11 protein-coding genes are annotated in these 11,846 nt (G+C 63.3%); 10 read left to right on the forward strand and 1 reads right to left on the reverse strand.

Annotation, left to right across the window (positions count from 1 at the left end):
* The first annotated feature begins 86 nt into the window (after window positions 1-86).
* The 8 genes from ilvN (at window position 87) to NKI69_RS32430 (ending at window position 9,008) form a co-directional block, all read left to right on the forward strand.
* Window positions 87-659 carry an acetolactate synthase small subunit gene (gene ilvN / locus NKI69_RS32395; protein WP_023757090.1) on the forward strand — a complete coding sequence of 191 codons (573 nt, stop codon included), beginning with the start codon at window positions 87-89 and terminating at the stop codon, window positions 657-659.
* Window positions 660-773: 114 nt separating this feature from the next.
* A complete protein-coding gene (locus tag NKI69_RS32400) occupies window positions 774-1,370 on the forward strand; it encodes a LysE family translocator (protein ID WP_127293144.1) in 597 nt (198 codons plus the stop codon).
* 242 nt (window positions 1,371-1,612) lie between these two features.
* Window positions 1,613-2,872, forward strand: coding sequence for an efflux RND transporter periplasmic adaptor subunit (locus tag NKI69_RS32405; protein WP_352442882.1), 1,260 nt, complete (start codon window positions 1,613-1,615; stop codon window positions 2,870-2,872).
* Window positions 2,869-6,030, forward strand: coding sequence for an efflux RND transporter permease subunit (locus tag NKI69_RS32410; RefSeq protein WP_352723330.1), 3,162 nt, complete (start codon window positions 2,869-2,871; stop codon window positions 6,028-6,030). Before NKI69_RS32405 ends, NKI69_RS32410 begins: the two co-directional genes overlap by 4 nt.
* Before the next feature lie 80 nt (window positions 6,031-6,110).
* Complete coding sequence (gene nthA / locus NKI69_RS32415; RefSeq protein WP_352442860.1) at window positions 6,111-6,734, forward strand: nitrile hydratase subunit alpha; 624 nt, start codon at window positions 6,111-6,113, stop codon at window positions 6,732-6,734.
* Window positions 6,731-7,390: a nitrile hydratase subunit beta gene (gene nthB / locus NKI69_RS32420; protein ID WP_352723331.1), complete on the forward strand. Its 660-nt coding sequence runs from the start codon at window positions 6,731-6,733 to the stop codon at window positions 7,388-7,390. Before nthA ends, nthB begins: the two co-directional genes overlap by 4 nt.
* The gene (locus tag NKI69_RS32425; protein ID WP_352551890.1) at window positions 7,377-7,736 is read left to right on the forward strand and encodes a nitrile hydratase accessory protein; all 360 of its coding nucleotides are present in this window, start codon (window positions 7,377-7,379) and stop codon (window positions 7,734-7,736) included. Before nthB ends, NKI69_RS32425 begins: the two co-directional genes overlap by 14 nt.
* Before the next feature lie 144 nt (window positions 7,737-7,880).
* A complete protein-coding gene (locus NKI69_RS32430; RefSeq protein ID WP_027034850.1) occupies window positions 7,881-9,008 on the forward strand; it encodes an ATP-dependent DNA helicase in 1,128 nt (375 codons plus the stop codon).
* Here NKI69_RS32430 and NKI69_RS32435 read toward each other — a convergent pair.
* Window positions 9,001-9,423, reverse strand: coding sequence for a SpoIIAA family protein (locus NKI69_RS32435; protein ID WP_352442857.1), 423 nt, complete (start codon window positions 9,421-9,423; stop codon window positions 9,001-9,003). The two genes, NKI69_RS32430 and NKI69_RS32435, sit on opposite strands and share 8 nt — an antisense overlap.
* 135 nt (window positions 9,424-9,558) lie before the next feature.
* On the opposite strand from NKI69_RS32435, the gene NKI69_RS32440 reads away from it, so the two are divergent.
* On the forward strand, window positions 9,559-10,299 hold the full coding sequence (locus NKI69_RS32440) for a pyridoxine 5'-phosphate synthase (protein WP_352632319.1): 741 nt from the start codon (window positions 9,559-9,561) through the stop codon (window positions 10,297-10,299).
* 103 nt (window positions 10,300-10,402) lie between these two features.
* Window positions 10,403-11,846 (forward strand): potassium transporter Kup (locus NKI69_RS32445; protein WP_352723334.1); only part of this gene is annotated, 1,444 nt, incomplete at its 3' end.

Raw genomic sequence — 11,846 nt, forward strand, 5'->3', positions numbered from 1 at the left:
CCGGCAGAACCAAGGCAGGGCTGTCGCGAGAAAGCCCCGCGCAAACAGAGAATTAGCTCAAGAGCTTGAAAAACGAGATTCATGTCATGAACGCACAGCTACAACCGACCGGCTCCGCCTATTTCATCGCCAAGGAGACGGAAAAGCCGGAAAACCACACGCTTTCCGTGCTGGTCGACAACGAGCCGGGCGTGCTTGCCAGGGTCATCGGCCTGTTTTCCGGGCGTGGCTACAACATCGAGAGCCTGACCGTCTCCGAGACCGAGCATGAAAAACACCTGTCGCGCATCACCATCGTGACGCGCGGCACGCCGCATGTGCTGGAGCAGATCAAGCACCAGCTCGAGCGCATCGTGCCGGTTCACCGCGTCGTCGACCTGACCGTGCGTTCGCATGAATCCGGCCAGGAGCGGCCGCTGGAGCGCGAACTGGCGCTGGTCAAAGTCGCGGGCACCGGCGAGGCCCGCGTCGAGGCGTTGCGGCTGGCCGATGCGTTCCGCGCCAGCGTCATCGACGCCAACACCGAGCATTTCATCTTCGAGATCACCGGCAAAGGCTCCAAGATCGACCAGTTCATCGCCATCATGAAACCGCTCGGCCTGGTCGAAATCTGCCGCACCGGCGTGGCAGCGTTGAACCGCGGCCCGCAGGCGATGTAGGACTTCGGCGGGGCTGGCGTCGAACGCGTCAGCCAGTTTCCATGGTGAGGCCGTCCGTACCTTTGCGGGGTCGCCGAGAAGAGACAAGATGCTGACTTGTCAGGGAAGATATCCATGTCGCTCGACGCATTCCTTGCCCTGCTTGTCTACGCCTTCGTGACGTCGATCACGCCGGGGCCAAACAATCTCATGCTTCTGGCATCGGGCGTGAATTTCGGCCTCGTCAGAACCGTTCCGCACATGCTGGGCATCAGCATGGGTTTCCTCGTGCTGCTGCTTGCCGTCGGTCTTGGCCTCGGCGCTGTGTTGACGGCGTTTCCGGCGCTGCATACCGCGCTCAAGATCGCCGGCGGCGCCTATCTTTTGTACCTCGCCTGGAAGATCGCCATGTCGCGCACGCTGACCGGCAAGGGCGAGACGAAAGCGCGGCCCATGCGCTTCATCGAGGCAGCCGCATTCCAGTGGGTCAATCCCAAGGCGTGGGTGATGGCGATCACCGCCATGGCCGTCTATGCCAATGCCGAGCACCCGTTCCTGTCGGTGGTGTTGATCGCCGTGGCTTTCACCATCGTCAATTTGCCGAGCGTCTCGGTGTGGGCTGGGTTCGGCACCGCACTGCGCGGTTTCCTGTCGGACCCGGTGCGGCTGAAATGGTTCAACATCGCCATGGGCGTGCTGCTGGCGGCGACGCTTTGGCCGATGCTGAGGTAGGCCCGGGGCGCATCATCTGATCTTTAAGGGACAGGATCCGGAGTCTCGGGCGTACCGCCCAGATCGGGATTGAGCCCGTGTTGCACATCCGTTGTGCAGTGCACATTAAATCTTCGTAATGCCGCCTTTTGGCCCTTTTCCGACAAAGGCGTGTCCTATCTATTCGGCGAAATCGCGGCAACGGGCCGCGTTGGAATAGAACCATCGGACCACGACGTGTCGGGTGGAGAGGGCCTTTGACCATGCGTGGAAAAGTCGTTCTTTCGTTGCTGGCCGTCGCCTGCCTGGGTGCGGCCGGGTGGCTTTATCTCTCGCCTGATGCGCTGGGCAGGGTCCAGCAGGTTATCGGCGCAAAGCAGGTTGCCGCGCCGGACAAACAGGCCACGGCTTCGGACAAGAAGGCCGACAATGCCGGGCGCTCGGCCTCGATCCTCTCGGCCGTCGCCTCGACAGCCGATTTCCCGATCCGGCGCTACGCGATCGGCTTCGTCTCCTCTCCAGCCGTCGTCAACATCAATGCGCGCGTGTCCAGCCAGATCGTCTCCATCGATGTCAAGGACGGGCAGATGGTCAGGGTCGGCGACGTTCTGTTTTCGCTCGATGACCGGGCGCTGAAGGCGCAGCTTGCCAAGGATCAGGCGGCGCTCGCCAAGGATCAGGCGATGCTCGCCAGCTCGCAGTCGGATCTTCAGCGCGCGAAGGATCTGGTCGCCAAGCAGGCCGGCACGCAGCAGACCTACGACCAGGCCGTCGCCGCGCAGAAGGCTGCCGCAGCGACTGTCGATGCCGACAAGGCGACAATCGACGCCGACAATGTCCAGCTTGGCTTCGCCACGATCACGGCGCCGATTTCCGGCAGGCTGGGCGCTGTCAGCGTCGCCGTCGGCGATCTCGTCACCGTCAGCAATGGCAACAGCAGCACGGCCACTCCGCTGGTGACCATCACCCAGATGGACCCGCTGCAGGTCAACTTCAATCTTCCCGAGAGCAATCTGGCCCTGCTGCACAAGGCGCTCGCCAACCCGCAGCAGGGCGCGGTGACGCTGACCAAGGATGGCGACCCGACGCCGATCGGCAAGGGTACGCTCGATTTCGTCGACTCCAGCGTCGACACCGCGTCGGGCACGATTGCCACGCGGGCAAGCATTCCCAATGCCGATCTTTCGCTATGGCCCGGCCAGTATGTGAATGTCGTGCTCGACGCCGGCATCATGCCGCAGATGACATCGGTTCCCACGGTCGCGGTGCAGCCAAGCCAGAAGGGGCCGTTCGTCTATGTGGTCAAGCCGGACAACACGGTCGAGATGCGCCCGGTGCAGGTGGCGCTGACCGAAGGCGACAACAGCGCCATCAGCCAGGGGCTGAAAAGCGGTGAGAAGGTTGTCACCGAAGGTCAGACAAGGCTGAAGGACGGCGCCGCCGTGCATGAAGGCAAGGCCACGGCGAGTGCAGCCGCGCCCAAGGTGGCCGAGGCGACCAACGCCGGCGAGGCGGCCCAATGATCTCCGAATTCTGCATACGCCGACCCGTCGCCACCCTTCTGATGTCGTTCGCCCTCGTGCTGGGCGGGCTGTTCGCCTACAAGTTCCTCCCGGTGGCCGCACTGCCCAGCGCCGAATTCCCGGTGGTCAATGTCTCGGCTTCGCTGCCCGGCGCCTCGCCGGAAACCATGGCGACATCGGTGGCGACGCCGCTGATCAAGCAGTTTGCCACCATCGCCGGCATCGATTCGATCTCGACCACGAACTCGCTTGGCCAGACCTCGATCGCCATCCAGTTCGTGCTCAACCGCGACATCGATGCGGCGGCGGCCGATGTGCAGGCGGCGATCGCGCGCACGCAGAAATCATTGCCGCCGCAGATGACGGCGCCGCCGAGCTATCGCAAGGTCAATCCGGCCGACGCGCCGATCCTTTTGATGTCGCTGGTCAGCGACACGGTTCCGCTGACCGATCTCGATGCTTTCGCGGAAAATGTCATCTCGCCGTCGCTGTCGACCATCGACGGCGTGGCGCAGGTCTCGATCTTCGGCCAACAGAAATACGCGGTGCGCATCCAGATCGACCCGACCGCGCTTGCCGCGCGCGGCATCTCGATCGATCAGCTGCAGGCGGCGGTCGCCTCGGCCAACAGCAACACGCCGCTGGGCGTGCTGCAGAACGACAAGCAGCAGCTCACCATCACCGCCAACACGCAGCTGACCGACGCCGCCGGTTTCTCCAACATCATCATCGCCACCAAGGACGGCCATCCGGTACGGCTGGGCGAGGTGACCCGCGTGGTCGATTCGGTGCAGACCACCACCACCGCAAGTTGGTACGATGGCACCCGCGCGATAATCATGGCGGTGCAACGCCAGCCCGACGCCAACACTGTCGACGTCGTCGACAAGGTCAAGGCGATGCTGCCGTCCTTCAAGGACCAGATGCGGGCCGCCGCCGACATCAAGCTGCTTAACGACCGCTCCAGTTCGATCCGGCAGGCGGTCAGCGACGTGCAGTTCACGCTGTTGCTCACCATTGCCCTGGTGATCATGGTGATCTTCGTGTTCCTGCGCCGGGTAACGGCGACGATCATTCCGGCCGTGGCTGTGCCGATCTCGCTGATTGCCACGCTCGGCGCGATGTTCCTGTTCGGCTTTTCCATCGACAACATATCGCTGATGGGCCTGACGCTGGCGGTCGGCCTCGTCGTCGACGACGCCATCGTGATGCTTGAAAACATCTTCCGCCATATGGAGGAGGACGGGCTGTCGGCCTTCGACGCCTCGCTGAAGGGCGCGCGCGAAATCGGCTTCACCATCATCTCGATCTCGATCTCGCTGGTGGCGGTGTTCATCCCCGTGCTGCTGATGGGTGGCGTCATCGGGCGCATCTTCAACGAGTTCGCCGTCGTGGTGACGGTCGCCATCCTGGCGTCGATGTTCGTGTCGCTGACGCTGACGCCGATGCTGTGCTCGCGGCTGCTGTCGGTGACCAAAGCCGACCGTGACAAGCATGGCCCCGGTCATAAGCAGGACCTCGTCACCCGCGGCTACGACAGGGTCTTGAGCTTCTGCCTGCGCCACACCTTCCTGGTGTTCCTCGTCTTCGTCGGCACCGCGGCAGCGTCGGTGTGGCTGATCCAGACTTCGCCGAAGGGTTTCTTCCCGCAGGAGGACATCGGCCAGATATCGGTGACCACCATCGCACGTCAGGACATCTCTTTCGATGCCATGTCCAGGCTGCAAGGACAGGTCGCCAGTGTCTTCTCGCATTCGCCCTATGTCGACCATGTGGCGTGGTCGGCGGGCAGCGGCAACAATGCGCTCAATCAGGGGCAGCTTTTCGTCCAGCTCAAGGGCAAGGACCAGCGCCCCGATATCGAGAAGGTGCTTTCGGATCTGCGCAAGCAACTGGCCGGCGTGGCGGGCATCGAGACCTACATGCAGCCGGTGCAGAATTTGAGGCTGGGCTCGCGGTCGTCGGCAAGCGCCTACCAGCTCGTGGTTCAGGGCCTTGATACCGGCCTGACCGATATTTGGGCGCAGAAACTGAACGACGCGATGGCTGCCGACCATGCGAACTTCACCGACGTCACCAGCGACCTGCAGAACAATGCGTTGCAGGCGACGCTGGTGGTGGATCGCGACAAGGCCGCCCAGCTCGGTATCGACACCGACACGTTGCGCTCCGCCCTCTATGGCGGGTTCGGCACCGACCAGGTTTCGACAATCTTCGGTTCGGCCGACAGCTACGAAGTTATCACCGAGCTCGATCCCAAGATCGAGTGGTCGCCCGAGCGGATGCTGGCCATCCAGATGAGAACGGCGAGCGGCAGTCTTGTTCCGCTCGGCGCCTTCGCCCGGGTCGATCGCACGGCCGGCGCCCTGACTGTCAACCGGCTCGGCCAGCTTCCAGCCGTGACCATCTCCTACAATCTGCCGCAGGGCGTGGCGCTGGGCGACAGCGTGACGCGCATCAATGCGCTGAAGGAGCAGATCGGCATGCCGACGGTAATCTCGACCACCTTCGCCGGCACGGCCAAGACCTTCCAGGATTCTCTTGCCAACCAGGGTTTTCTGGTCGGCGGCGCAATCCTGACCATCTACATCGTGCTCGGCATCCTCTACGAGAGCTTCATCCACCCGCTGACGATCCTCACCGGCCTGCCGTCGGCCGTGTTAGGAGCGGTCGTTGCGCTGCGCTTCGCCGGCATGGATCTGTCTGTCATCGCGGTGATCGGCATCCTGATGCTGATCGGCATCGTCAAGAAGAACGGCATCATGATGGTCGACGTCGCGCTTGAACTGCGACGAGACGGCATGTCGGCGACCGAGTCGATCCACAAGGCCTGCCTGATGCGGTTCAGGCCGATCATGATGACGACGCTGGCGGCACTGATGGGCACGTTCCCGATTGCGCTCGGCACCGGGGCCAGCGCCGAATTGCGCCAGCCGCTGGGCGTTGCCGTTGTCGGTGGTCTGCTTGCCTCGCAGGCGCTGACCCTGTTCGTGACGCCGGTGATCTATGTCTACATGGAGAATTTCTCTGGCTGGCTGGTCGGGCTTTGGTCGAAGCGCAAGGGCGAGCCAGGCCCGGTCGAAGCGGGGGATCAGCCGTCGCTATTCGAGGCCAGGGAAGACATGCTGCCCGAACCGCAGCGGGCGGCGGCCGAATGATGTGACAGGGCCAGCGCCATGTGCCGTTGGCCCAAGCCGTTGCGCTTGCGGCGGCATCGCTGGAAACGTAGTTTGCGGCCATGTCACACGATCATGGCCACGACAACGAACTCGATCCGTTTACCGCCCGCGTCCGCGCGCTGGAAACCATCCTCACCCAAAAGGGGCTGATCGATCCGGCGGCGATCGACGTCATCGTCGATACCTACGAGACGAAAATCGGCCCGCGCAACGGCGCCAGGGTGGTGGCCAAAGCCTGGAGCGATCCCGCCTATGCCGAATGGCTGAAACGCGATGCGACGGCGGCGATTGAATCGCTGAGCTATACCGGCCGTCAGGGCGAGCACATGCAGGCGGTGTTCAACACCGAGGAGACGCACAATCTCGTCGTCTGCACGCTGTGCTCCTGCTATCCGTGGTCGGTGCTCGGCCTGCCGCCGGTCTGGTACAAGGCGCCGCCCTATCGTTCGCGCGCGGTGATCGATCCGCGCGGCGTGCTGGAGGAGTTCGGGCTGACGCTGCCGGCGGACAAGAAAATCCGCGTCTGGGATTCGACTGCCGAGCTGCGCTACCTCGTCGTGCCGATGCGGCCCGAAAATACCGAAGGCTGGAGCGAGGAGCGGCTGGCGGAGCTGGTCAGCCGTGATGCGATGATCGGGACCGGCTTGGCCCAAAGACCTGAAATAGAGGGGCAGCCGGCATGAACGGGCCGCAGGATCTCGGCGGGCAGATGGGGTTCGGTCCCGTCGCGCCCGAACAGGACGAGCCGTATTTTCATGCCGCATGGGAGAGGCGGGCGCTCGGCGTGACGCTGACTGCCGGCGCCATGGGAGCCTGGAACATCGACGAGAGCCGGCATGCGCGGGAATCACTGCATCCGGCCGACTATTATGCCTCCAGCTACTACCAGATCTGGATCAAGGCGCTGGAGGTGCTGCTCAAGCGCCATGGGTTTGTCAGCGAGCGCGACTTGGCTGAGGGCCGAGCGATTGATCCGGCTGCGACACCGAAAAGGGTGCTGAAGGCGGAAAACGTGCCTGCCGTGCTGGCCAAGGGCGGGCCTTGCGACCGGCCGGTGGCACAGCCGGCGCGGTTCAAGGCCGGCGATCCTGTACGGACCAAGAACTTCAACCCGACCGGCCACACGCGGCTGCCGCGCTACGCACGCGGCAAGCAGGGGGTGATTGAGACGGTGCACGACGGTTTCGTGTTCCCCGACAGCAACGCGCATGGACACGGCGAAAATCCGCAATGGGTCTACACCGTGGTTTTCGAAGGGCCGGAAATCTGGGGCGAGGGCGCCGACCCGACGCTAAGCGTGTCGATAGACGCCTGGGAGAGCTATCTTGAGCCGGCGTGATACGGATCTGCCCGAGCTGCCGCCGGGCGTCGATGCGCGGGTGTTTGCCGAGCCATGGCAGGCCGAGGCTTTCGCCATGACGGTGGCGTTGCACGACAAGGGCCTGTTTTCGTGGAGCGAGTGGGCGCAAGCACTGTCGGAAAAAGTGAAGAGACCGGGCGCCGCAGCGGACGGCCATGATTATTACGAACATTGGCTGGCGGCGCTGGAAAGCCTGCTTGCCATCAAAGGGCTGGCCGCGAAGTCGGATGTCGACGCTATGGCTGAAGCCTGGGAGCGTGCCGCGCATGCCACGCCGCACGGCAAGCCGATCCTGCTGGAAAACGATCCCCAGCCGATTCGATAAGGGGTGGGGCGAGCTTGTATGTTCCCTTTACGTTCTTGTCTGCGCCTGATAGCCTGACCCGTCGGCGGCATTGAAGCGTCCCGGCGCATCGATGATGGTGGCGGCTGTCTTGTCTTTCCCTTGCGAATCCGGTCTCTCGCGCTGATGGAATTCTCTCCCCAACAGGACGACGCGCTGAAGGCGGTCGCCCAATGGCTGAAGACCGGCCAGCCGCAGCTGTTCCGGCTGTTCGGCTATGCCGGCACCGGCAAGACGACCTTGGCGCGGTATTTCGCCGAACATGTCGACGGCCAGGTGCAGTTCGCCGCCTTTACCGGCAAGGCGGCGCAGGTGCTGCGCTCCAAGGGCGCGGTCAATGCGCGCACCATCCATTCGCTGATCTATCGGCCGAAGGGCGAGGAATCGGTATCGGACGAGGTCACCGGCAAGACGTCGATGTCGCCGACCTTCTCGCTCAACCGCCAGAGCCCGATTACGCGGGCGAAACTGGTCGTCATCGACGAATGCTCGATGGTCGACGAGCAGCTCGGGCGCGACCTGATGAGTTTCGGCACGCCGATCCTGGTGTTGGGCGACCCCGGCCAGCTGCCGCCGATCTCGGGCGGCGGCTTCTTCACCGACCACGAGCCGGATTTTTTGCTGACCGAAATCCACCGGCAGGCGCGCGACAACCCGATCCTGCGGCTGGCGCTCGACGTGCGCGAGGGCCGCGAATTCATGCGTGGCGACTATGGCACGGCGCAGGTGATCGGCAAGGAAGACGTCACCCAGGAGTTGGTGCTGAAGGCGGACCAGGTGCTGGTCGGCACCAACCGCACGCGTCGCCGCTACAATCAGCGGCTGCGCGAGCTCAAGGGCTTCAACGCCGATTATCCGCAGGCCGGCGACAAGCTCGTCTGCCTGCGCAACGATCCGGCCAAGGGCCTGCTCAACGGCTCGCTGTGGAAGGTGATGACCTCGTCGCGCGAGACGGTGAAGCCCGGCATCAATCTTCTGGTGTCGCCGGAAGAGGACGATCCGGATCGTGGCGTCGCCAAGATCAAGCTGCTCAAGGCGGCGTTCGAGGATCCCGATGCCGATATCCCCTGGCAGCAGAAGAAGCGCTTCGACGATTTCGACTATGGCTACGCGCTGACCGTGCACAAGGCGCAGGGCTCGCAGTGGAACGAGATTGTGCTGTTCGATGAAAGCTGGGCCTTCAAGGAAACCCGCCAGCGCTGGCTCTACACCGCCATCACGCGGGCGGCCGAGCGGCTGACGATCGTCAGGTAGGGGCGCCGGATGCTGTTGCTCCGATAGGCTGTGCGGCAAGCCATTGCCAGGCGGCAGCCTCGTCCTCCGCCCTGAAATGCCTGATTTCGATGGGCGGTGAGGACGGCAGAAAGCGTTGTGCGTCCGCTATCCAGTCCGGTTCGCCGATGGTTGCGCAACGGCCGACATGTTCCAATGCATGAATGGCGCCCTGCTTCAGGGTCTCGTCCGCGATGTCGGCCCAGTCGACGCCATCGTGGTCGACGAGGCGCACCAGCACATCGATGCGCGGGTGCAGGGCATAGGCTGCCTCCAGCAGCCCGAAAAGATTTTCACCGTCGGCCGCGGAAACGTGCCCGACGACATCGATGGCGAAAAGGTCGTCGCGGCTGGTCTCGATACGGCGGATTGCCGGAACCTCATCGAGAAAATTCATCGGTGCGTCCTTTCCCGGGTTCGCTCATCAGGCTTGGAACACGCGAAACCCCCAGTCTGTTCCCACCAAAGGCATTACTGTTCCCGTCAAAGGCATTATAGGTGGGCGCGTTGAATGATTTCCGAGGCCACCCGTATGCCTGCAAAGCTCTCCGTCAACCTCAATGCCATCGCCATGCTGCGCAACCGGCGCGACCTGCCGTGGCCAAGCGTGACCGGCCTCGGCCGCATTGCGCTGGCGGCCGGCGCGCATGGGCTGACGGTGCATCCACGCCCCGACGAGCGGCACACAAGACACTCCGATCTGCCAGAAATCCGGTCGCTGATCGACGACGAGTTTCCGCGCGCGGAATTCAACATCGAGGGCTATCCCACCGAGGATTTCCTGTTGCTTGTGGAAAAGCACCAGCCTGAACAGGTGACGCTGGTGCCGGACGATCCGGCCCAGGCGACATCGGACCATGGCTGGAACTTCGCGACCCAGACCGCGTTCCTCACACCGATCGTCAAGCGTCTGAAAAAGGGGGGCTTTCGCGTGTCGCTGTTTTCCGATCCGGACCCCGATGGCGTGGCGGCTGCGCGCGACATCGGCGCCGACCGTATCGAACTTTATACGGGTCCATATGGCAGCTATCACACAGATTTCGCCAAAGCGGCTAAGGAGCTGGAAAGACTGGGAAAAACCGCCGACGCCGCGCTTGCTGCCGGGCTTCAGGTCAATGCCGGGCACGATCTGGTGGTCAGCAATCTGCCCGCACTTGCCAAGCGCATTCCGGCATTGGCCGAAGTGTCGATCGGACATGGGTTGACAGCCGACGCGTTGGAGTATGGCATGGCCGGCACGGTGGGTCGGTTCCTCAAGGCCTGCGGATGGTAGCGATGGCAGCCTCGCGTGGCAGGCATGGCAGCCATTACGCGACGGCACTTGATATTGCATTGCAGCAAGCGTAGAGCACCGCGCGCTTATCGGAGTGTCGTCCATGGCCCTTACCAATACTGGTAGTGAGGCAGAACCCGTCGAACAATCGAGCCATTCGGAAGTCGAGCAGCACAGCACCAAGGTTCTGATGCTGGGCGCGCTCGGTGTCGTCTATGGGGATATCGGCACCAGCCCGATCTACGCCTTTCGCGAGGCGCTGGTGGCGTCGTCGGGCGGACAAGTCGCCCAGCGCGGCGATATTCTTGGCGTTTTGTCGCTGATCATCTGGTCGCTGACGATCATCGTCACCATCAAATACATCATGTTCGTGCTGCGGGCGAACAACCGCGGCGAGGGCGGCGTGCTGTCGCTGATGGCGCTGGCGCGCGGCAGTTTCCCCAAGCGCTCGGCGCTGATGCTCGGCATCGGCATTGTCGGGGCATCGCTTTTCTTCGGTGATGCCGTCATCACGCCGGCGATATCGGTGCTGTCGGCGGTTGAGGGCATGAATGTCGTCACGCCGACCTTCCAGCCCTATGTCGTGCCGCTGACATTGGTCATCCTTGCCATGGTGTTTGCGGTGCAACGTTTCGGCACGGGGGGTGTGGGGCTGGTCTTCGGTCCCGTGACGGCGGTGTGGTTCCTGGCGATCGGCCTTTCCGGCCTCAACCACATCATCGCCGATCCGGAAATCCTGTGGGCGGTGAGCCCGCACTACATCGTCGCCTTCCTGATCAATTCGCCCGACGTCGCTTTCGTGACCATCGGCGCCATCTTCCTCGCCGTCACCGGCGCGGAAGCACTCTATGCCGATCTCGGTCATTTCGGCCGCAAGCCGATCGTGCTCGCCTGGCTGTGGGTCGTGTTTCCGTGCCTGCTGCTCAATTATGCCGGGCAGGGCGCTTTCGTGCTGGCCAAGAACGGCGTCGTCGGCCATCCGTTCTTCGAAATGAATGAAGGCTGGACGCTGATCCCGATGGTCGTGCTGGCGACCGCCGCGACGGTGATCGCCAGCCAGGCGGTGATCTCGGGCGCCTTCTCGCTGACCAGGCAGGCGGTGCAGCTCAACATGCTGCCGCGCCTTGAAATCCTGCACACCTCGGAGAAACAGTCCGGCCAGATCTACATGCCGCGCGTCAACCTGCTGCTGGCGCTGGTGGTGATGATGCTGGTCGTCGGCTTCGGCGAATCCAGCAGGCTGGCGTCGGCATACGGCATCTCGGTGACCGGCAACATGCTGGTGACCACAGTGCTCTTGTTTGTGGTCATGACGCGGATCTGGAAATGGCGGCTGTGGGTCGCGGTCGCCATGACGGCGTTGTTCGGCTTCATCGATGTCGGCTTTTTTGCCTCCAACATCGTCAAGGTCTTCGAGGGCGGCTGGGCCTCGCTGGCCGTGGCCTTCACCATCGTGCTGGCCATGTGGACCTGGGTGCGCGGCAGCCGCTATCTGTTCGACAAGACCCGCCGCAACGAAATCCCGCTCGATTTCCTCGCCGGCAATC

Origin of the sequence: Mesorhizobium sp. M0491 (assembly GCF_040321265.1) — a bacterium.
In the GTDB taxonomy this organism is placed as follows: Bacteria; Pseudomonadota; Alphaproteobacteria; order Rhizobiales; family Rhizobiaceae; genus Mesorhizobium.